This window comes from Rhizobium zaerense (assembly GCF_051810725.1).
In the GTDB taxonomy this organism is placed as follows: Bacteria; Pseudomonadota; Alphaproteobacteria; order Rhizobiales; family Rhizobiaceae; genus Rhizobium; species Rhizobium leguminosarum_I.
In genome coordinates, this window is the sequence record NZ_CM132690.1 from 1,604,732 (window position 1) to 1,623,913 (window position 19,182).

Annotated in this window: 20 protein-coding genes and 1 pseudogene; 13 read left to right on the forward strand and 8 right to left on the reverse strand. The window is 59.5% G+C overall.

The window, feature by feature from the left end:
- Nucleotides 1–4: 4 nt before the first annotated feature.
- The gene (locus ACS4RR_RS07590; protein ID WP_170281531.1) at nt 5–829 is read left to right on the forward strand and encodes a TrmH family RNA methyltransferase; all 825 of its coding nucleotides are present in this window, start codon (nt 5–7) and stop codon (nt 827–829) included.
- Nucleotides 830–927: 98 nt separating this feature from the next.
- On the opposite strand, the gene ACS4RR_RS07595 is transcribed toward ACS4RR_RS07590, so the two are convergent.
- Both ACS4RR_RS07595 and ACS4RR_RS07600 read right to left on the reverse strand, forming a co-directional pair.
- Nucleotides 928–2,088, reverse strand: a complete 1,161-nt coding sequence (locus ACS4RR_RS07595) for a coiled-coil domain-containing protein (RefSeq protein WP_456189920.1) — start codon at nt 2,086–2,088, stop codon at nt 928–930.
- A gap of 116 nt (nt 2,089–2,204) precedes the next feature.
- On the reverse strand, nt 2,205–2,792 hold the full coding sequence (locus tag ACS4RR_RS07600) for a DUF1134 domain-containing protein (RefSeq protein ID WP_170278836.1): 588 nt from the start codon (nt 2,790–2,792) through the stop codon (nt 2,205–2,207).
- Nucleotides 2,793–2,986: 194 nt separating this feature from the next.
- Between ACS4RR_RS07600 and chpT the strand changes: the two genes are divergently transcribed.
- Both chpT and ACS4RR_RS07610 read left to right on the forward strand, forming a co-directional pair.
- Complete coding sequence (gene chpT / locus ACS4RR_RS07605; protein ID WP_026154325.1) at nt 2,987–3,634, forward strand: histidine phosphotransferase ChpT; 648 nt, start codon at nt 2,987–2,989, stop codon at nt 3,632–3,634.
- A gap of 120 nt (nt 3,635–3,754) precedes the next feature.
- Nucleotides 3,755–4,117 (forward strand): response regulator, encoded by a 363-nt coding sequence (locus tag ACS4RR_RS07610; RefSeq protein ID WP_003542364.1) that lies wholly within the window; start codon nt 3,755–3,757, stop codon nt 4,115–4,117.
- A 236-nt stretch (nt 4,118–4,353) separates the two neighbouring features.
- Here ACS4RR_RS07610 and ctrA read toward each other — a convergent pair whose 3' ends face one another.
- Nucleotides 4,354–5,055: a response regulator transcription factor CtrA gene (ctrA, locus tag ACS4RR_RS07615; protein WP_003542362.1), complete on the reverse strand. Its 702-nt coding sequence runs from the start codon at nt 5,053–5,055 to the stop codon at nt 4,354–4,356.
- Nucleotides 5,056–5,491: 436 nt separating this feature from the next.
- On the opposite strand from ctrA, the gene ACS4RR_RS07620 reads away from it, so the two are divergent.
- On the forward strand, nt 5,492–5,842 hold the full coding sequence (locus ACS4RR_RS07620) for a hypothetical protein (RefSeq protein ID WP_024319371.1): 351 nt from the start codon (nt 5,492–5,494) through the stop codon (nt 5,840–5,842).
- A gap of 418 nt (nt 5,843–6,260) precedes the next feature.
- On the opposite strand, the gene ACS4RR_RS07625 is transcribed toward ACS4RR_RS07620, so the two are convergent.
- Nucleotides 6,261–6,539, reverse strand: coding sequence for a GNAT family N-acetyltransferase (locus ACS4RR_RS07625; protein ID WP_017965846.1), 279 nt, complete (start codon nt 6,537–6,539; stop codon nt 6,261–6,263).
- A 55-nt stretch (nt 6,540–6,594) separates the two neighbouring features.
- Here ACS4RR_RS07625 and ACS4RR_RS07630 point away from each other — a divergent pair, with 55 nt between their 5' ends.
- Nucleotides 6,595–7,161 (forward strand): paraquat-inducible protein A, encoded by a 567-nt coding sequence (locus ACS4RR_RS07630; protein WP_260109283.1) that lies wholly within the window; start codon nt 6,595–6,597, stop codon nt 7,159–7,161.
- Nucleotides 7,162–7,184: 23 nt separating this feature from the next.
- On the opposite strand, the gene sciP is transcribed toward ACS4RR_RS07630, so the two are convergent.
- On the reverse strand, nt 7,185–7,460 hold the full coding sequence (gene sciP, locus ACS4RR_RS07635) for a CtrA inhibitor SciP (RefSeq protein ID WP_007533628.1): 276 nt from the start codon (nt 7,458–7,460) through the stop codon (nt 7,185–7,187).
- Between the two features lie 401 nt (nt 7,461–7,861).
- Here sciP and ACS4RR_RS07640 point away from each other — a divergent pair.
- A pseudogene (locus ACS4RR_RS07640) lies at nt 7,862–8,706 on the forward strand (response regulator transcription factor).
- A 116-nt stretch (nt 8,707–8,822) separates the two neighbouring features.
- Here ACS4RR_RS07640 and ACS4RR_RS07645 read toward each other — a convergent pair.
- Both ACS4RR_RS07645 and cysQ read right to left on the reverse strand, forming a co-directional pair.
- On the reverse strand, nt 8,823–9,548 hold the full coding sequence (locus ACS4RR_RS07645) for a sugar transferase (RefSeq protein WP_026154324.1): 726 nt from the start codon (nt 9,546–9,548) through the stop codon (nt 8,823–8,825).
- A gap of 644 nt (nt 9,549–10,192) precedes the next feature.
- Nucleotides 10,193–10,990, reverse strand: coding sequence for a 3'(2'),5'-bisphosphate nucleotidase CysQ (cysQ, locus tag ACS4RR_RS07650; protein ID WP_017965842.1), 798 nt, complete (start codon nt 10,988–10,990; stop codon nt 10,193–10,195).
- Nucleotides 10,991–11,532: 542 nt separating this feature from the next.
- Here cysQ and ACS4RR_RS07655 point away from each other — a divergent pair.
- The 7 genes from ACS4RR_RS07655 (at nt 11,533) to ACS4RR_RS07685 (ending at nt 18,171) form a co-directional block, all read left to right on the forward strand.
- Nucleotides 11,533–12,435 carry a branched-chain amino acid ABC transporter permease gene (locus ACS4RR_RS07655; protein WP_170261673.1) on the forward strand — a complete coding sequence of 301 codons (903 nt, stop codon included), beginning with the start codon at nt 11,533–11,535 and terminating at the stop codon, nt 12,433–12,435.
- 4 nt (nt 12,436–12,439) lie between these two features.
- A complete protein-coding gene (livM, locus tag ACS4RR_RS07660; protein WP_017965840.1) occupies nt 12,440–13,831 on the forward strand; it encodes a high-affinity branched-chain amino acid ABC transporter permease LivM in 1,392 nt (463 codons plus the stop codon).
- Complete coding sequence (locus ACS4RR_RS07665; RefSeq protein WP_020486146.1) at nt 13,831–14,706, forward strand: ABC transporter ATP-binding protein; 876 nt, start codon at nt 13,831–13,833, stop codon at nt 14,704–14,706. The genes livM and ACS4RR_RS07665 overlap by 1 nt, the downstream gene beginning before the upstream one ends.
- Nucleotides 14,706–15,449 (forward strand): ABC transporter ATP-binding protein, encoded by a 744-nt coding sequence (locus ACS4RR_RS07670; RefSeq protein ID WP_017965838.1) that lies wholly within the window; start codon nt 14,706–14,708, stop codon nt 15,447–15,449. Before ACS4RR_RS07665 ends, ACS4RR_RS07670 begins: the two co-directional genes overlap by 1 nt.
- A 19-nt stretch (nt 15,450–15,468) precedes the next feature.
- Nucleotides 15,469–15,822 carry a DUF6867 family protein gene (locus tag ACS4RR_RS07675; RefSeq protein WP_017965837.1) on the forward strand — a complete coding sequence of 118 codons (354 nt, stop codon included), beginning with the start codon at nt 15,469–15,471 and terminating at the stop codon, nt 15,820–15,822.
- A gap of 120 nt (nt 15,823–15,942) precedes the next feature.
- The gene (locus tag ACS4RR_RS07680) at nt 15,943–17,064 is read left to right on the forward strand and encodes a branched-chain amino acid ABC transporter substrate-binding protein (RefSeq protein WP_162117950.1); all 1,122 of its coding nucleotides are present in this window, start codon (nt 15,943–15,945) and stop codon (nt 17,062–17,064) included.
- Nucleotides 17,065–17,199: 135 nt separating this feature from the next.
- Nucleotides 17,200–18,171 carry a 2-hydroxyacid dehydrogenase gene (locus ACS4RR_RS07685; protein ID WP_260109281.1) on the forward strand — a complete coding sequence of 324 codons (972 nt, stop codon included), beginning with the start codon at nt 17,200–17,202 and terminating at the stop codon, nt 18,169–18,171.
- Nucleotides 18,172–18,183: 12 nt separating this feature from the next.
- Here the strand turns inward: ACS4RR_RS07685 and ACS4RR_RS07690 are convergent.
- Nucleotides 18,184–19,130, reverse strand: a protein-coding gene (locus ACS4RR_RS07690; RefSeq protein ID WP_222282285.1) for an IS630 family transposase whose coding sequence is annotated in 2 segments (ribosomal slippage) — nt 18,184–18,789 and nt 18,792–19,130 — 945 coding nt in all. Because the reading frame shifts where the segments join, the coding sequence is not laid out codon by codon here.
- Between the last annotated feature and the right edge of the window lie 52 nt (nt 19,131–19,182).

The window sequence follows — 19,182 nt, forward strand, 5'->3', positions numbered from 1 at the left end:
CGGCATGGCCGCCGTTCCGATCGACATCAACAGCGCCGACGATCCACGCGTCGCTGAATTCCGCGCGATCCGCGAGCGCGACCTGACGGGCCGAGAGAACCGCTTCATCGCCGAGGGCACCGTCGTGCTGCGCATGCTCGCCGAGGCGCATGCGGCAGGCCGCGGCTTTTTCGCCGAGAAGATCCTGCTGCTGCGCAATCGCGTCGAGGGCGTCCTACCCGTCCTGGAGCGGTTTCCGGCCGACGTGCCGGTCTATGTCGCCGGGTCTGATGTGCTCGACGGCGTCGTCGGTTTCCACCTGCACCGTGGCGTTCTCGCGCTCGGCCGGCGGGAGGATCGCGGCGAGGCGGCACTTCTCGACGCGCTGCCGGAACGGGCGCTGGTGCTTGTCGGTTGCGGCATTTCCAATCACGACAATGCCGGCTCGATGTTCCGCAATGCGGCCGCCTTCCGAGCGGACGCGGTGCTGCTCGACGAAACCTCCTGTGATCCACTCTACCGCAAGGCGCTGCGTGTCTCGGTCGGTTCGGTGCTGAGTGTTCCGCATCGGCGTGGCGGCAAGGCCTTGGATGTGCTCCTGGCGCTTGCCGAACGGGGCTTTGCCATCTGGACGTTTTCGCCGCACGGCAAGACCGATATCCGCGCCATTCCGGCCTCGACGCGGATGGCGCTCGTCGTCGGCACCGAGGGCGAGGGGTTGCCGGAGGCGCTGCTTGCGCGGTTCCGGAGCGCGCGCATTCCACAGTCGGAGGAACTCGACAGCCTCAATGCCGCGACGGCGACGGGTATCGCGCTGTTTTCCATGGCCTCCGCGATGGGGCGGATTTAGCCTATACGCCCGAAAATCGGAATCGTTTTTTGGGATTATGCCAATTCAAAATGATGGCGCGCCGCTCGTCTTATCCGACGCGCGCCGCGCTAAAGGCGTCAGCGCGGGGGATCGGCGATGATCGCCGCCGCTCTGTCGGCAAGGCTGACGCGATCGTTGGGGTTCTTTTCCGCGGCATGTGCGAGCAGCGTGCGGATCGGCGAGGAAGGCCCCTCGTTGAGTGCGGTCAGCGCCACCATATTGGCGGCGATCGAGGCGATCTCCTCGCGGATCGCGCCATCGCGCCCGGTTACGGCCTTTGCCTTTTGCAGGCGCTCGGCAAGGGCGGCGCTGCGCTTGCGGACATCCTCGCCCATCTCGGCCGTCATGGCGGCGGTGTCGAGCGCGGATGCGGTCGTGTCTTCGGCCATCATTTCCGCCGGCAGCTCCGCGACCATCCCGGCAAGGCCGGCGTCGCGCAATACCCGGTTGACCTTGCGGATCTCTGCGTTAGCGGCCTTCAACTGCTCCTTCAATTTGGCGATCTCCTGCTGGCGGCGAACGACCAGAGTTTCCTTTTCGGCGGCGGAAGCGCTCTCACGCGCGGCCTTATCCTCCAGGCGGATCACCATATGCTGCTGTTGCGTCAGTTTCTGTTCGGCATCCTTGGCGCGCTTCTGCAGCAGGTTGACGTCCTGACGCAGGGTATCGCGTTCGTCACGCAGCGCGTTGACGCGGAATTTCAGGCTCTCTGCCTCGGTTTCGCGCGCAGCCAGGTCGATCCTCAGCCCATCGACCTGTTCACCGAGTTTGCTCAGCCGCGTCCGCATCGTCGCCAGTTCGCTCTCCTTGCTGGCAGCGGACTGCTCGGCAATATGCAGGTTGGTCTTCAACTGGCTGATATAGTTCTCGTCCTTGCGCAGATGCGAGCGCTGGTCGGCGGCCTCGACATGCATCTCGCCGATCTGGGTCTGCAATTCGCCGATTTCGGCGGCAAGCCTGCCGGCATCGACGGCGAGTGCGTCATGACGAAGCTGGAGCGACAGGGATTTCTCGCGCTCACGCAGAAGATCCTGGGCCGTGCGGGCATTTTCGGCGGCATAGAGCGCACGCACCATATCCTTCTGGGCGCGAACCTCCTGAGGGCTCAGCGGCATCGTCGCTTTCAGCCTGTTCTCGGTATACCAGACAATGCGGCGGTGAACGGCGGGCGAGACCAAAAAGACAAGGAAGGCCGCGGTCAGGAAGCCCAATCCGAACAAAAGAGCATATTCGATCACGGCGCGGCCATCGGTAAGAAGGTTGATACGGCGTCAGCCGCGATAATTAAGCACGCATGACACGCATGGCAAGGCCGCCGGTGTGAGCGGCGGCAGATTCCGGTGGCTTTGCGGCCTCAGAAAGGGTTCCAGGTCGGCGCCTGGGTGATCTTGAGATAGCCGACATTGATGCCCAGGCGGGCGCCGACGCCGGTGCGGATCGGCACGACCAGCACGTCGTTGTTCTTGAGCAAGGTCATGCCGAAGCCGGCGATCACATAGGCCGAGCCGCTGACGCCGCCGAAGCGCGCATAGATGCCGTTGACGGAGGGCAGGTCGTAGACCAGCATCATCACGCGCGAGCCCTGGCCACCGTAATCGAGACCGAGCGAAGGTCCCTGCCAGTAGAGATTATGTTCACCAGCGTTCTTGGTGTTCAGCTGGCCTTCGCCATAGGTAAGACCGGCGATGAAGGCGCCGCCGCCTTCCTGTCCGAGGATATATCCGTTTGGCAGGCCGTATTTCTGGAACGCACTCTCGACGACCTTGGCAAGTCCGCCGCTGGCGGAACCGAAGAAGGAGTGGCCGGCGTCGACGATTTCCTGAATCGTGTACTGGCCGTTGTCCTGGGCGGTGGCCGGCCCGGCAACCATCAGCGAGGAGAAGACGAGGGCCGAAAGCAACCTGAAGAAGCCGATGAATCGGTGCGGAAATCGAAGGCGCATGGTGTCATCCGTTCGTCGTTTGGCTTGGAGCGGGCAACCGCTCGCGGCGATTGGTGCATTTTGCCCCGATGATCTTAACAATCGGTTTACCAAATATGGTGTCATTATGGCACCGAGTACGATCGCAAACTTCGCGCAATTTTGATGAAGCATATTCCGGGCGCGATGAAATTGCCGCCCCTCAGGAGACGATGATGTCCAAGAACCCAAATCTTACTCTGTCTGGCCCGGATCTGGCCGCGCTTCTTTGCAGCCGCGTTTGCCACGATGTTATCTCGCCCGTCGGCGCAATCAACAACGGCCTGGAACTCCTGGATGAAGGCGGCGCCGATTCCGATGCGATGGACCTGATCCGCACCAGCGCGCTCAACGCTTCCGTCCGCTTGAAGTTTGCACGCCTGGCCTTCGGCGCATCGGGTTCCGTCGGCGCCTCGATCGACACCGGCGAAGCCGAACGCGCTGCCAAGGATTTCGCCGTCGCCGAGAAGAAGACCGAAGTGATCTGGAACGGACCACGCGCCATCGTCGCCAAGAACCGTGTCAAGCTGCTGCTCAACCTCTTCCTCGTTGCCTATTCCGCCATTCCGCGGGGCGGCGTGCTCGAGGTAACGCTCGAAAATCCCGAGTTCGATGCCAGGTTCAGGCTCACGGCCAAAGGTAAACTGATGCGCTTGCCGCCGAAATTCGTCGAGATATCGACCGGCACCATCGAGGAGGCGATCGACGCCCATTCGATCCAGCCCTATTACACCGTGCTTCTGGCGCAGGAGTGCGGGATGACGCTTGAGCACAGCGCCAGTGCCGACGAACTGGTGTTCACGGCGGTGGCCGCGGCAGCCTGATTTCGGAGCGCGGACGCGTGCCCAGGCTCGTCCGGTAACGATTCCTTAGCCTGATGGACCTATTCTCCAGGGTTGTAAGAGGCCTCTTGCTACGACGAATGCGGGGGCAAAGGAGCGGCCATGCAAAGGTTCATGATCACCGATAATTCGGACATCGTCCGTAAGGTCGGCAAGCGCATTCTCTCCGAACTCGACTTTCTCGTCAGCGAAGCTTCCAACGCCGGCGAGGCGCTGCAGCGCTGCCAGGCGGAGCTGCCGGAATATCTGATCGTCGATTCCGGCATGGAAGGTGCGCTTGACCTCATCGCCGCCATCCGCGCCATGGAGGGCGGCAAAGAGGTCAAGATCTATTACTGCGTCGTCGAGGCGGATCTGAAGAAGCTGATGGCAGGCAAACGGGCCGGTGCCACCGACTTTCTGCTGAAGCCGTTCGATCGCAAGATCCTGACCGCCGTTTTCGGAAACCGCGCGATCGCCGCCTGACCGGCGCGGCCTCTTCCCCGCCGATGTCGGCGTCCCTGGAGCATGACGCCGAAAGTGCAAGCACGTTCGACGGCTGCCACGTTCTATTTTCTTCATCGAGATACAGGGCGCTTCAGGCTGATCCAGCCTAAGATCCTCTACATCGGGTAAGTCTCGCCCATCGTAAGCAGAAACGAAAAATCCCGCCGAAAAGGCGGGATCTTCGTTTGTCCGATAAGGGGGATCGGAAAAAAATATCAGGCGGTTTCGGCGTATTCGGCACCATCCGGCTCGCGAAGAACGTAACCGCGGCCCCAGACGGTCTCGATGTAGTTGGCACCGCCGGCAGCATTGGCGAGCTTTTTGCGGAGCTTGCAGATGAAGACGTCGATGATCTTCAGTTCCGGCTCGTCCATGCCGCCGTAGAGGTGGTTCAAGAACATTTCCTTGGTGAGGGTGGTGCCCTTGCGGAGCGAAAGCAGCTCCAGCATCTGATATTCCTTGCCCGTCAGATGGACGCGCTGGCCGCCGACTTCCACAGTCTTGGCATCGAGGTTGACGATCAGCTCGCCGGTCATGATGACCGACTGGGCATGGCCCTTGGAGCGGCGGACGATGGCGTGGATACGGGCGACGAGCTCGTCCTTGTGGAACGGCTTGGTCATGTAGTCGTCGGCGCCGAAGCCGAGGCCACGAACCTTGTCTTCGATGCCGGCCATGCCCGACAGAATGAGGATCGGTGTCTTGACCTTGGACAGTCGGAGAGTGCGAAGCACCTCATATCCGGACATGTCGGGCAGGTTCAGATCGAGAAGGATGATGTCATAATCATACAGCTTGCCCAGATCGACGCCTTCTTCACCGAGATCGGTGGTATAAACATTGAAACTCTCTGATTTCAGCATCAACTCGATGCTCTGCGCCGTCGCGCTGTCATCCTCGATTAGAAGTACCCGCATAATTATCCCCTTTACCGCCGCCGAAAGGTGGTCTGGCCCCCTACACGATACCGAACACGCTACGTGATTTGAAAGCTGCCACGAAATGGTTAACAAATTCTAATTCACTCTGGCAAGGAGTATCGAATTTATTAAACAATTTTTCCATTTCTCTGTTTTCCAATAGGAATCTCAAAAAGGCGTTCCTCTACTTTAACATTAGGAAACAGCGCTAAGTGATTCATCCGACTCGCCAATGAAAAGGTTCGAATTTCATGCCGCGGCATTTACCGACCCTTAAATCATCGGGCCTATCATTAACGATGCCCGTAAACGAAAGGTTACCAGCGGTAGGTATTTGTTAATATCGCAGGAAATTTTTTAGCAAACCGTGTCAAAGCGGCGCGCAGGGCGGTTTCAAGTTGAGCCGGGGTCTCGCATCACGGGAGTAATGCGTATGAAGTCGCGAGAAAGTCTCGTTCGCCTGAAGGAATTTCAGGTGAATGAAAAACGACGTCAGTTGCAGCAGTTGCAGATGATGATGTCCGAATTCGAACGGATGACGAAGGATCTGGAGAGCCAGATCGTCGTCGAGGAAAAGAAGTCCGGTATATCAGACCCGAATCACTTTGCTTATCCGACCTTCGCCAAGGCCGCGCGTCAGCGGGCTGACAACCTGCAGGTTTCGATCAAGGAACTGAAGATGCAGGAAGAGACGCTGGAAATGGCGCTCGAGGAGATGCAGGCGGAATATGCAAGGGCCACAGCGCTGGAAGAGCGTGACGGCGCCGCCCGCGCAAGGGCGTAAGAGAAACGGCGGGCGCCGGCTTCGGCGCTCTGGCATCGCCACTGAGAAGCCATGTATGATGGGCGCGCTGTCCGTCATACATGGCTTTTGGTGTTTGCGCCTTGGGGCGGCTCTCGCCGAAATCGAGGTTGTCAGGCCGCGAGCGATGGAAGACGCTAGGTCCAAAGCGGGTCACATCGAGCGTGATTCACACGATGCGATTGCATTTTTTGTGCGTGTCCCAAAACCGCTGCGTGTCTTTGAGCCCGCGCATTAGAGCGCCGCGGGCCCTTCCGGACACGCAAAAGGACGCTCTAACTCTTTCAATCTCGCATCGTGCTTTTCCGAAAATCGATACCGATTTTCGGGCCAATGGACTAAAGCGCGTTGCGATCTTTCAGATTCGCTCCTTGCGCTTTAGGTCCTTGTTTTTACGCATCTAGTTCACGACGTCTTTCCATTCCGGATGGCGTTGCGCCTGCGCCTTGAAGAAGGGGCAAAGCGGGATGATCTTCCAGCCACCGGTGCGGGCTGCTTCCACAGCATGGAGCGCCAACGCCTGGCCGACACCCTTGCCGCGCAGCGCATCGGGAACGCCCGTGTGATCGATGATGACGAGCTTCGGCGATGTGCGTGAATAGGTCATCTCCGCCTCGTGTCCTTCGACCTCGGCCGCATAACGGCCGCCGGAGGCGCCTTCCTCGTTTCGAATGTCCATTGTCTTTCCTCGTAACGGATATTGTCTTGGCGGACCGTGACATGGCGGCGCGGTCATGCCAAGCCGTGGAGGCAATAGAGGCAGGAGACGGAGTGTTCATGCAAAATATAGGGTCGATACGAGGTTCGCGGCAATGAAGGCGCTTTCGATGGCTCGCCCCGTGCTTCTCGTGGCCGCGCCGTTCTTCCTGGCGCTCGGCCTCGTCTTACCGCTGGTCCGTTTCGAGACTCTATATTTCTTCGACGACACGCCGTCGCTCATCGAAATCATCGTCTCGCTTTGGCAAGGCGGGGATGGGCTGCTGGCGGCGATCGTCGCGTTGGTTTCGATCCTGCTGCCGCTTCTGAAGATGATCGGCATCACCGCGGAGGCGATGGGGATGGCCGCAGAAGCGCCGGCCGCCGGCAGCGGGGTCGGCAGCCTGTTCTATCGTCGCGTCGTACCGCATCTGTCCAAGTGGTCGATGATGGACGTGCTGCTGGTTGCGATCGTCATTGCGGCGGCGAAGACGACTGGGCTGGCCGACGCCTTCACGCAGCCCGGCCTCTGGTGCTACGCGGCCTCGTCAATGATTTCGGGCCTTCTTCATTCCCTCATGGGAGATGCGTCCGGCCCGAAATAGATGTCGTCGATGCTGGCGCGTGATCAGTGACGATATTGCTGAATGCGCGTGGTGCGCAGGCCGGCGAGACCGTGACTGTTGATCGACGACTGCCAGGAGAGGAATTCTTCGACCGTGAGCGTATAACGCTCGCAGGCCTCTTCCAAGCTCAACAAGCCACCGCGAACAGCCGCGACAACCTCTGCCTTCCGGCGAATCACCCAGCGCCGCGTATTGGGCGGCGGAAGATCCGCAATCGTCAGGGGGCTGCCATCGGGGCCGATGACATATTTCACTCGGGGACGTATCATTTCGGTCATTGGACTCTCTACACAACGCAAGACCACGAGCCCCACTCTAGCCTGCCACATTTAAAAATTGCCTAAACCCATCGTAAGACTTTGATAACAAATTTAGACGCCCGGCCCTGGCCGGCGATTTGGAGCGGCCGCTTGCCGCTACGGCAATTTGTGGCGCCTGCATGGGAGCCATGTGGAATAAATATTAGCTGATTTCCCGGGATGATCTTATCAGCGCTGCAACATAAGACTGAGCGCAAGACTTCGTCTCCGTTCTTCCCGCTGTATCAGTCCAGTCGCGTTTTTGATGCTTCGTGTCCTCGGGATGCGAGACAGAAGCCATCTTTGCTGATGCTCCGGCGCCAGCTTCTCGCCGCCGGCAGCGAGGCCGAGCCGAAGCTGGCTATATGAGGATTACGAAGATGAAAAGACCTGAGCGCGCAGTCGACGACTGCGCTGAGGATGCTGTATTTTCGCCTTCGCAGGCCGATGGCGCCGGGGTTTCGTTCAATGATGGCAACGATCGGCTCGGCGAGATGGCGAAGCTTGCGGGCTTCGATTTCTATCTGCTCTCGGCTTTCCCGCGGGGCGACCGTACGGCTTTCACCGAAAACCGGCTGATCAGCAAATGGCCGCAAAGCCTTGTCGGCTTTTACGAGGCCGCCGATCTCTTCTATTGCGGCAGACTGGTGACTGCGATGAAGCGGCGATCGTGCCGATCTTCTGCGAGGAGGGGGCGTTTGCGGGCAGCGCCGCCAATCAGGAAAACCGCAAACTCAACAAGCTCTTTCGGATGCAAGGGCTGAAGGATACCTTCGCCTTCGCGCTACACGACGCTGACCTGAAATAATACATCTTCGCCTTCTCAGGCGGCTGTCCTATGCCCACACGAGCGCAGGCGATGGCGCTGCTCTACGGCTGCATGGAGCTTCTGGACAAAGTTTCGCGCAATGGCAGCGGGGAAGACGGTCCGTCGGAGGCGCTTACCCGGCGCGAAATCGAATGCTTGCGACGCTGGCTGATTCCTTTAATGGGAATCGATTTAAGGAATCAGCCAGCAATTCAAAGTGCTACAGCGTCCTTTGCGCGTCTAAAAAGACGCGCGGCGCTGTAGTCGGCGGCCGGCAAGAGCAGCGACGAGATCGCGATCGTTCTCGATCTCTCGTCGCATACGGTGGCAGGTTATCTGAAGAGCGCGATGCGCAAGCACGATTCGGTCAATCGCATGCAGGCGGTCGCCAGAGCATTCCGGTACCGGCTGCTCTAAAGCGCGTTACATCGCGCTTTAGGTCTTTGTCTCATGCATGTCGGTTTCCCGAAACCGCTGCACATTTGTGGGCGACATGCATAAGGCCGCCGGCCCCTTCTCACAAAGCTTAAAGCTTAGAAGCCTTTACCGCCGGTCAGCTCCGACACGACGGTTCCGACAATGATGCGGATGTCCATCCAGATCGAGAAATTCCCGACGTAGTAGAGATCGCTGGCAATGCGGGCGCGCGCCTTGGCCGGACGATCGGTCGGGCCGCGCAGGCCACGCATCTGGGCAAGACCGGTCATGCCTGGACGCATCGCATGGCGCTGATGGTATTCCGGTACGAGCTCTTCGTAGAGCACGCCGCCGGCGCGCATGCCGATTGCATGGCAACGCGGGCCGACGATCGACATATGGCCCAGCAGCACGTTCAGCAGCTGCGGCAATTCATCGACATTCGTCCGGCGTAGAATGGCACCGATGCGGGTGACGCGCGGGTCGTCCTTGACCGTCTGGGCAATGCCGGAGACGTCGCAAAGGTCGGTGCGCATGGAACGGAACTTGTAGACCTTGATGGCCTTGCAGTTCTTGCCCCAGCGGGTCTGCTTGAAAAGCACTGGTCCCGGGCTGTCAAGCTTGATCAGCAGGGCGACGAACAGAAGGAAAGGGGCGAGGACGAGGAGGGCGCTCAACGACGAAAAAATGTCGAACGCCCGCTTCAGGACGAGATCCACCAACGGCGCCTGCGGCGCATCGCTATGGATAACAGGGGTCTGGATCTTCAGGCTCGGCTGCTGGCGGCGGCTCGGCCGGAAGGACTCTGTCGAAATGCTGTTGTTTAGTTCCGTGATGCTCAAGGATCGTACTCTGTTGTCTTCGAGGGGGCGCGGCGGCAATAGGCGATCAATGGTTAACCCTGTCACCAGGGCTGCACTCAGGTCTTAGTAACCCTACTAAAACGGAAAAATGCGACAATTGTGTAATGGTGTCCAGAGAAATATCGCATCGCAACAAATCTTTCGCACTTGCGTTAAGTTGAGGCAAGCTCATGATATTTCGTTAATAATTGGAATTTTGTCAAAGTTTTTAGGCCTTTGGCAGGGGTTCACCGGGGGTTGGCGACGTGCTGTTTCGACACGTGCACCGGGTCTCTTAAGCATATTTCTTAACGGAACACGCGGCGAAATTTTTCGGATGAAGATATCGAGCACTGTCGAAGGCGTGCTGAAATGTGACAAAACCAAGGCAGGATTGTTGGCGCGCGGCGTCTTGAAAAGATGCAGGGCAACGGATTCGCCGCCCGAATCGCTCAATGAGGGCCGATAACGCGAATCACTTCACAGCTGGAAAGGGAATCGTGGACGCGCTTTAAGGAGGGACGCTTGCTCAGTTGAGGCGCGCACGCCGGAGGCCGGTCGCGGATTGTCGCGACAGGTCTGAGCTCATGGTTACGATGCAGAGAATCGCGCCGCTTGCCGGTCTTCAGCGATCCTGAGGATGGTCACGCCGGTTCGAGGATGCGTTTCCTGCCGCCCCAGGAGATGAAGTTCGGGTTGGCGAAGTCGAAATCGGCCGCCTTTCCCGTCTTGCCGTAGGTCAGCGGCATTCCGTCCAGCGTCACCGTCGAACCGCCGGCGGCGCGCAGCACCGCATCGCCGGCCGCGGTGTCCCATTCCATCGTGCGGGTAAAGCGCGGATAGACGTCGGCCTTTCCCTCGGCCAGCAGGCAGAATTTCAGCGAGGAGCCGATATTGGTGCATTTGAAGATCGCGTGGTCGGCGAGAAAGCTTCCGGTCTCCGGGCTGTTGTGGCGAAGGCTTGCAAGCGCCAGCCTGTCGGCGGGCTGTTCGCGCACAGTGATTGTGCTGCGAGCGCCAACTGCGAAATCGTCCGTGACGACGAGCTTTTCGGCGTGGCCGCGTTCTCCCGAAAAGGCAAGCCCGAGCGCTGGCGCGTAGACAATGCCCGCCACCGGGGCGCCGTTCTCGATATAGGCGATGTTGACGGTGAATTCCTGCCGCCCGTCGACGAACTCGCGCGTGCCGTCGAGAGGGTCGACCAGGAAGAAGCCACGGCCGGCAATGTCGGGCACCTTGCCGGCGGCAACCGATTCTTCCGCCACGACGGGTATTTCGGGATAATCTCTGGCGAGATGAGCGAGGATGATGCGTTCGGCTTCCTCATCGGCGACCGTGACCGGACTTGCATCCGCCTTCATAGCGACGGGGAAGCCTTCGCGCAGGATCGTGATGATGGCCCTGCCGGCTTCGAGCGCCGCCTTTTCAAATGTCCTCAGCATTGTCCTTTTGCCGTTCGCCACGCGGCGAGCACCCATTGTCGCTCGTCCGCAAACCATCCCTGTCACAACCAGATACTCAAGTTTATATGGTGTTCCCCGTCGTGCCCCGCATCCCTCAATGCACAGTCAGATGATGCTACCATAAGTTTTCAGCCTTGTCAGACGAAGATCGGGCATCGCTCGTGAAATGACATTCGTCAAAGAGGCTGCCGTGGGGTCTGAATTTGCTCCATCTTCCAATTCTGTGGAATAGCTTACGCGGCAAGCGGAGCAAGAAATCGACGGCGATATCTCCGGATGGTTAATCCAGTGGCAGTTTCTGGCTAAAAATAGGCCCTGCTCTGCCGTTTTTCTGTGGATTTTGGTTCAAAACGCGCCATCTAGCCCTGTTCTGACAAGAATCTGTCGGAGTAAATCCTTTTTGTCTTCACATTTCCAACGAAACCGCTATGCATTCGGCCTATGAGGTTCTCTGAAACGGAGAACTGAAGAACCAAAAAGAGATGCAGCGTGTTTCGCTCGCATCCAGGGGAAAACGACATATGGAGTATTTCGTCCAGCAGCTCTTAAACGGGCTGACGCTCGGATCCATCTATGGCCTTGTGGCTATTGGCTATACGATGGTTTACGGCATTATCGGCATGATCAATTTCGCCCATGGCGACATCTTCATGCTCGGTGGTTTCGCCGCTCTTATCGTCTTCCTCGTCCTCACATCCATCTTCGCAGGTCTCCCGGTGGCAGTTCTGCTGTTGGCGATGCTTGTCGTCGCGATGTTGATGACGAGTTTGTGGAATTGGACGATCGAGCGCGTCGCATACCGTCCCCTGCGCGGTTCCTTCCGCCTGGCGCCGCTGATTACCGCGATCGGCATGTCGATCACGCTGTCCAACTTCATCCAGGTGACGCAGGGTCCACGCAACAAGCCGATTCCGCCGATGGTGAGCTCGGTCTACCAGTTCGGCAACATCTCGGTGTCGCTGAAGCAGATCATCATCATCTTGATCACGGCGGTGCTGCTGACGATCTTCTGGTACATCGTCAATCGCACCGCACTCGGCCGTGCCCAGCGCGCCACTGAGCAGGATCGCAAGATGGCGGCGCTGCTCGGCGTCAACGTCGACCAGACGATCTCGATCACTTTCGTTATGGGTGCGGCACTCGCAGCCGTCGCCGGCACGATGTACCTGATGTATTATGGCGTCGCCTCTTTTAACGACGGCTTCACGCCTGGTGTGAAGGCCTTCACGGCAGCCGTTCTCGGCGGTATCGGTTCGTTACCCGGCGCCGTCTTCGGCGGCCTGCTTATCGGCCTTATCGAGTCGCTGTGGTCGGCATACTTCACCATCGCCTACAAGGACGTCGCGACCTTTGCGATCCTGGCTTTCGTGTTGATCTTCAAGCCGACCGGCATCCTCGGGCGGCCGGAAGTCGAGAAGGTATAACGTCATGGCAAAAATCGAAAATTCTGCAGGCAAGCCCGATGCCGGACTTGTCCGCAAAGGCCTTACCGAAGCTCTTTTCGCCGCAGTCCTGTCGTTCGGCATGTTCGTTCTCTATGTCGGCCTCAAGACCGACCAGAACATCAGCAACGAACTGATCATTGTCCAGCGCTGGGGCCTGCTTGCGATCTTCGTCGCGATCGCCGCCATCGGCCGCTTCGCCACGGTGGTTTTCCTGCGGCCGCATCTCGACAGCCGCAAGCTGGCAAAGGCGAGACACGGCGAACTCGACATCTCAACCGAGAAGAGCTTCTTCCACCGGCATTTCCTGAAGATCGCGCTGATCGCGCTGCTGCTTTATCCTATGGTGGTGGTGGCGATCAAAGGCCCTCAGGGCTCGCTGACATATGTCGACAATTTCGGCATCCAGATCTTGATCTATGTGATGCTGGCCTGGGGGCTGAACATCGTCGTCGGCCTCGCCGGCCTGCTCGACCTCGGCTATGTCGCCTTCTATGCCGTCGGCGCTTATTCCTACGCGCTGCTTTCGACCTATTTCGGCCTGTCCTTCTGGATGCTATTGCCGCTTTCGGGCATGTTCGCGGCACTCTGGGGCGTCATTCTCGGCTTCCCGGTGCTGCGCCTACGCGGCGATTACCTCGCCATCGTGACGCTTGCCTTCGGTGAAATCATTCGTCTCGTCCTCATCAACTGGACTCAAGTGACGAAGGGCACCTTCGGTATCTCGAGCATCCCGAAGGCAACACTCTTCGGCATTCCCTTCGATGCGACGGCCGGCGGCTTTGCCAAGCTCTTTCACCTGCCGATCTCCTCGGCCTATTACAAGATCTTCCTCTTTTACCTGATCCTGGCGCTCTGCATGCTGACCGCCTATGTCACCATCCGCCTGCGCCGCATGCCGATCGGACGCGCCTGGGAAGCCTTGCGCGAAGACGAGATCGCCTGCCGTTCCCTCGGCATCAATACGGTGACGACCAAGCTCACCGCCTTTGCGACGGGCGCGATGTTTGCCGGTTTCGCCGGCTCGTTCTTCGCCGCCCGCCAGGGCTTCGTTTCGCCGGAATCCTTCGTCTTCCTGGAATCGGCCGTCATTCTGGCCATCGTCGTTCTCGGCGGCATGGGCTCGCTGACCGGCATCGCGATCGCCGCCATCGTCATGGTCGGCGGCACCGAGTTGTTGCGCAGCATGGGCTTCCTAAAACTGATCTTCGGACCCGATTTTACGCCCGAACTCTACCGCATGTTGATCTTCGGCCTCGCCATGGTCGTCGTCATGCTGTTCAAGCCGCGCGGCTTCGTCGGCTCGCGTGAGCCGACAGCCTTCCTCAGAGCGCGCAAGGCGATATCCGGAAGCTTCATCAAGGAGGGCCATGGTTGATGAGCCCTGTAAAGAATACGATGTCTGACGACACTCTTCTCAAGGTCGAGCACCTGTCGATGAAGTTCGGCGGCCTGATGGCCATCAACGACTTCTCCTTCGAAGCCAAGCGCGGCGATATCACCGCGCTGATCGGGCCGAACGGCGCCGGCAAGACCACTGTCTTCAACTGCATCACCGGCTTCTACAAGCCGACGATGGGCATGATCACGTTCAACCAGAAGAGCGGCAAGCAATATCTGCTCGAGCGTCTTCCGGACTTTCGCATCACCAGGGAAGCCAAGGTCGCACGCACCTTCCAGAACATCCGGCTGTTCTCCGGCCTGACCGTTCTCGAAAACCTGCTGGTTGCCCAGCACAACAAGCTGATGAAGGCATCGGGTTATACGATCCTCGGCCTTATCGGTGTCGGCCCCTATAGGCGGGAAGCGGCCGCTGCAATCGAGCTCGCCCGTTTTTGGCTCGAGAAGGCCGACCTGATCGACCGCGCCGACGACCCGGCCGGCGACCTGCCCTATGGCGCCCAGCGGCGTCTCGAAATTGCCCGCGCCATGTGTACCGGTCCGGAGCTGCTTTGCCTGGACGAGCCGGCTGCCGGCCTCAACCCACGGGAATCGGCAACGCTCAACGCGCTGCTGAAGAGCATTCGCGCCGAAACAGGAACGTCGATCCTGCTGATCGAGCACGACATGTCGGTGGTCATGGAAATCTCCGACCACGTCGTCGTCCTCGAATATGGTCAGAAGATTTCCGATGGCACGCCGGATCACGTGAAGAACGATCCGAGGGTCATCGCGGCCTATCTTGGCGTCGAGGATGAAGAAGTGGAAGAGGTGATCGCAGCCGTCGAGCAGCTCGAAGGAGGCGCAAACTGATGGGCGATGAAGTAATGACGGGTCAACCGCTCCTTCAGGTGAATAGCGTCGAAACCTATTACGGCAATATCCGGGCGCTGGCCGGCGTCGATGTCCACGTCAACAAGGGCGAGATCGTCAGCCTGATCGGCGCCAATGGCGCCGGCAAGTCGACACTGATGATGACGATCTGCGGCAGCCCGCAGGCCCGCATCGGTTCGGTGGTCTTCGAGGGCCGCGACATCACCCGCATGCCGACGCATGAAATCGCCCGTCTACGCATTGCACAGTCGCCGGAAGGCCGCCGCATCTTCCCGCGCATGACGGTTCTGGAAAATCTTCAGATGGGCGCCGGCCTCGACAATCTGAAACACTTCGCCGAAGACGTCGAGAAGATCTTCACGCTCTTCCCGCGGCTCAAGGAACGTCACGCCCAGCGGGGCGGAACGCTTTCGGGTGGTGAGCAACAGATGCTGTCGATCGGCCGCGCGCTGATGGCGCGCCCGAAGCTGCTGCTTCTCGATGAACCCTCGCTCGGTCTTGCGCCGCTGATCGTCAAGGGCATCTTCGAGGCGATCAAGAAGCTCAACGAGGCGGAGGGGCTGACCGTTTTCCTCGTCGAGCAGAACGCGTTCGCCGCCCTCAGGCTTTCTCATCGCGCCTACGTGATGGTGAACGGCAAGGTGACGATGAGCGGCTCCGGCAAGGAGCTTCTTGCCAATCCCGAGGTTCGCGCCGCCTATCTCGAAGGCGGAAGACACTAGGTCGAAAGGAGAGTTTGACATGCAGGGACTTTTCTTCGAAGCGGATGCCGGCTCCCTTGTGGCGATCCGTGTCATCGTCTTGCTCTTAGGCTTCTGGACGGCATGGCGCGCCGGCAAAGCGGTTGCCGAAGGCTGGGCCGACTATCCGTTGGTCATCGTCTATACATTCCTGCTCGCCTGGGCGATGCAGTTCCTGCATCATGCCCTGTTCAATGGCCCGATGCTCAGCGCCTTCTACTATATCCTCGACTTCGTGACCCTGCTGGTGTTCTCTACGGCCGGCTTCCGCTACCGCCGCACCAATCAGATGGTTAACAACTATTACTGGCTGTACGAAAAAACTTCCGCGTTTTCGTGGAAGGACAAACATTGACAGTCCGTTGAAACTAGGCATGAATTGCCTTCCGAGTGGAACAGCTTTCCTGGCGCAGTCAATGGTGGGTAGTGCGCTGGGCCTTGGACCGGAACCCGCCCAAAAATTGGGAGTAATAATATGAAAAAGTCTCTTCTGTCGGCAGTGGCTCTGACGGCGATGCTCGCCTTCAGCGGCAACGCGTGGGCCGACGTTCTCATCGCTGTCGCTGGTCCGCTGACTGGCCCGAACGCTGCGTTCGGCGCTCAGCTCCAGAAGGGTGCGGAGCAGGCGGTCGCCGACATCAACGCGGCTGGCGGCATCAACGGCGAGCAGATCAAGATCGAACTCGGCGACGACGTCTCCGACCCGAAGCAGGGCATCTCGGTCGCCAACAAGTTCGCTGCTGACGGCGTCAAGTTCGTCATCGGCCACTTCAACTCGGGCGTTTCGATCCCGGCTTCGGAAGTCTATGCCGAAAACGGCATCCTCGAAATCACCCCGGCCGCGACGAACCCGACCTTCACGGAACGGGGCCTCTGGAACACGTTCCGCACCTGCGGCCGTGACGACCAGCAGGGTGCCATCGCCGGCAAATACCTTGCCGATCACTTCAAGGACGCCAAGATCGCTGTCGTTCACGACAAGACCCCCTACGGTCAGGGCCTTGCCGACGAAACCAAGAAGGCTATGAATGCCGCCGGCGTCACGGAAGTCATATACGAAGGCATCAACGTCGGCGACAAGGACTTCTCGGCCCTCATCGCCAAGATGAAGGAAGCTGGCGTCTCGATCATCTATTGGGGTGGTCTGCACACCGAAGCTGGTCTCATCATCCGCCAGGCGGCTGACCAGGGTCTGAAGGCGACGCTGGTTTCGGGCGACGGTATCGTTTCGAACGAACTGGCCTCGATTGCTGGTGACGCCGTCGCCGGTACGCTGAACACCTTCGGCCCCGATCCGACAGCGAACCCTGCGAACAAGGAACTCGTCGAAAAGTTCAAGGCCGCTGGTTTCAATCCGGAAGCCTACACGCTCTATTCCTACGCTGCGATGCAGACGATCGCCGGGGCCGCCAAGGCTGCCGGTTCGCTGGATCCTGAGGCTGTTGCCAAGGCCATGAAGGAAAAAGGCCCGTTCCCGACCGTTCTCGGCGACATTTCGTTCGACGAAAAGGGCGACCCGAAGATCCCTGGCTACATCATGTACGAATGGAAGAAGGGTCCGGACGGCAAGTACAGCTACTTCCCGCAGGGCATGTAAGCCTCGCTCCCTTTTATGAGATAAGATTATCGAAGCCCGGTTCCGGCCGGGCTTCTTTCTTTTCGCGGACGTTTCAATTTTCGCCTGGCTGGTCTAACTCTTGGCATCGTTTTGAAGCATTGAGCGGAACCCTCCATGTCCAAACCCCGCATTCTCGTCACCCGGCGCTGGCCAGCCTCGGTGGAAACTGTCCTTGCCGAACGTTTCGATGTGACGTTCAATCGTGAAGATATTCCGCTCGGCGAAAGCGAGATGCGGCTGGCGCTCTCGACCTATGATGCCGTATTGCCGACGGTTTCCGATCGGTTGCCGGCCGCCGTCTTTGACGGTGTGCCTGTCGTCACCAAGATCCTCGGCAATTTCGGGGTCGGCTACAATCACATCGATATATCAGCCGCCAGGGCGAGGGGCATTGCGGTGACGAATACGCCGGGCGTGCTGACCGACTGCACGGCCGATATCGCCATGCTGCTGCTGCTCTCCATTGCCCGGCGCGGCGGTGAGGGCGAGCGGCAGGTACGCGCTGGTGAATGGAAGGGCTGGTGCCCGACGCATATGGTCGGCACCAAGGTGACCGGGAAGACGGTCGGCATTATCGGTTTCGGCCGTATCGGCAAGGCCTTCGCGCAACGCTGCCATTTCGGCTTCGGCATGGATGTGGTGTTCTTCAACCGTTCGCCGATCGATCCGGCGGAGGCGGCGCGTTACGGCGCGCGGCAGCTGGCGACGATCGAGGCCGTGCTGGCGGTGGCCGATTTTGTCTCGCTGCATTGCCCAGGTGGAGCAGAGAACCGACACCTAATGAATGCGGCGCGGCTTGCGGCGATGAAGCCGGGCGCCTTTCTCATCAATACGGCGCGTGGCGACGTGGTGGATGAGGCGGCGCTGATTGCAGCGCTCAAGGCGGGCAAGATCCGCGGCGCCGGGCTTGACGTCTACGAGGCGGAACCTGATGTGCCGGAGGCACTGCGGCGGATGGAGAACGTCGTGGTACTGCCGCATCTCGGCAGTGCTACGGAAGAGACGCGGACCGCCATGGGCATGAAGGTGGTTGACAACGTGACGGCGTTTTTCGAGGGCAGGGATGCGCCGGATCGGGTGGTTTAGAGCGGGATTGTTTTATGTCCGTTCATATCCGGCTTCCTTGAAGTAGTTTTGGCACTCTTTCGGCGAGACGGTTTGAAGGGTGGCTGCCAGCGCGTCGTCGATGGCCTGTCGGGTTCGAGCCTGCGCCTTGCGCAGCTCGTGCTTGATCTTGGCGAAGAGTTTTTCGATCGGATTGAGATCGGGGGAATACTGCGGCAGGAAGAACAATCTGGCGCCGGCCTTGCGGATGGCGGCACGGATAGCGCCGGCCTTGTGCGAGCCGAGATTATCCATGACGACGATGTCGCCGGGTTTGAGCTCCGGTACCAGCACCCTCTCGACATAGATGCGAAAGCGTTCGCCATTGATCGGGCCGTCGATGATCCACGGTGCGCTGACGCGGTCGGCCCTGAGGGCTGCGACAAAAGTCATGGTATTCCAGTGGCCGAAGGGCGCATGGCCCAACAGCCGTTCGCCGCGCGGCGCCCAGCCCCTGAGCGGCGTCATATTCGTCTTCGTCCAGGTTTCGTCGATAAAGACAAGGCGAGATGGATCGATGCGATGGCGATGCTTCAGCCAGCGCGCCCGCCGGGCGGCAACATCGGGCCGCTCGCGCTCGCTGGCGACCAACGTCTTTTTTTATAACTCAGCCCTTCCTCATGCACGAAGGTCCGGACGGCGCTGTAATCCACTTTCAGGCCGCGCTCTCCGAGTTCCGCCACCAACCCGCGCAAGGTGAACGCCTGCATGTGGCAGCGATCGATCAACCAGACCCGATGTTTACCTGAGATCGCCCGTGGCTTGTGCCCGCCCATCTGGCCGGGAGCCGCGCTGCCCGTCTCACGCAAGCGCCGGACCCAGTCGATCGCGGTGCTGATGCCAATGCCGAAGCGCTTTGCCGCCGCTCGACACGACAGGCCCTCGCGCGTTACTGCGCCAACAACGCGTTCCCGAAGATCATCCGAAAAAGGTTTCGCCATCCAGACCGGCCTCCTGCACCGGCCAGAATGGTGAATCTGATTTGCACCAGAA

Bases quoted from the DNA above. Each gene is read 5' to 3' on its own strand.
- ACS4RR_RS07680 (WP_162117950.1), top strand. From the start codon at position 15,943: ATGAAAAAGTCTCTTCTGTCGGCAGTGGCTCTGACGGCGATGCTCGCC.
- cysQ (WP_017965842.1), bottom strand. From the start codon at position 10,990: ATGCTGAGGACATTTGAAAAGGCGGCGCTCGAAGCCGGCAGGGCCATC.
- ACS4RR_RS07610 (WP_003542364.1), top strand. From the start codon at position 3,755: ATGCAAAGGTTCATGATCACCGATAATTCGGACATCGTCCGTAAGGTC.
- ACS4RR_RS07670 (WP_017965838.1), top strand. From the start codon at position 14,706: ATGGGCGATGAAGTAATGACGGGTCAACCGCTCCTTCAGGTGAATAGC.
- ACS4RR_RS07665 (WP_020486146.1), top strand. From the start codon at position 13,831: ATGAGCCCTGTAAAGAATACGATGTCTGACGACACTCTTCTCAAGGTC.
- ACS4RR_RS07675 (WP_017965837.1), top strand. From the start codon at position 15,469: ATGCAGGGACTTTTCTTCGAAGCGGATGCCGGCTCCCTTGTGGCGATC.
- sciP (WP_007533628.1), bottom strand. From the start codon at position 7,460: ATGACCGAAATGATACGTCCCCGAGTGAAATATGTCATCGGCCCCGAT.
- ACS4RR_RS07630 (WP_260109283.1), top strand. From the start codon at position 6,595: ATGCCAAGCCGTGGAGGCAATAGAGGCAGGAGACGGAGTGTTCATGCA.
- ACS4RR_RS07590 (WP_170281531.1), top strand. From the start codon at position 5: ATGGCCGCCGTTCCGATCGACATCAACAGCGCCGACGATCCACGCGTC.
- livM (WP_017965840.1), top strand. From the start codon at position 12,440: ATGGCAAAAATCGAAAATTCTGCAGGCAAGCCCGATGCCGGACTTGTC.
- ACS4RR_RS07625 (WP_017965846.1), bottom strand. From the start codon at position 6,539: ATGGACATTCGAAACGAGGAAGGCGCCTCCGGCGGCCGTTATGCGGCC.
- ACS4RR_RS07685 (WP_260109281.1), top strand. From the start codon at position 17,200: ATGTCCAAACCCCGCATTCTCGTCACCCGGCGCTGGCCAGCCTCGGTG.
- ctrA (WP_003542362.1), bottom strand. From the start codon at position 5,055: ATGCGGGTACTTCTAATCGAGGATGACAGCGCGACGGCGCAGAGCATC.
- ACS4RR_RS07600 (WP_170278836.1), bottom strand. From the start codon at position 2,792: ATGCGCCTTCGATTTCCGCACCGATTCATCGGCTTCTTCAGGTTGCTT.
- ACS4RR_RS07655 (WP_170261673.1), top strand. From the start codon at position 11,533: ATGGAGTATTTCGTCCAGCAGCTCTTAAACGGGCTGACGCTCGGATCC.
- chpT (WP_026154325.1), top strand. From the start codon at position 2,987: ATGTCCAAGAACCCAAATCTTACTCTGTCTGGCCCGGATCTGGCCGCG.
- ACS4RR_RS07620 (WP_024319371.1), top strand. From the start codon at position 5,492: ATGAAGTCGCGAGAAAGTCTCGTTCGCCTGAAGGAATTTCAGGTGAAT.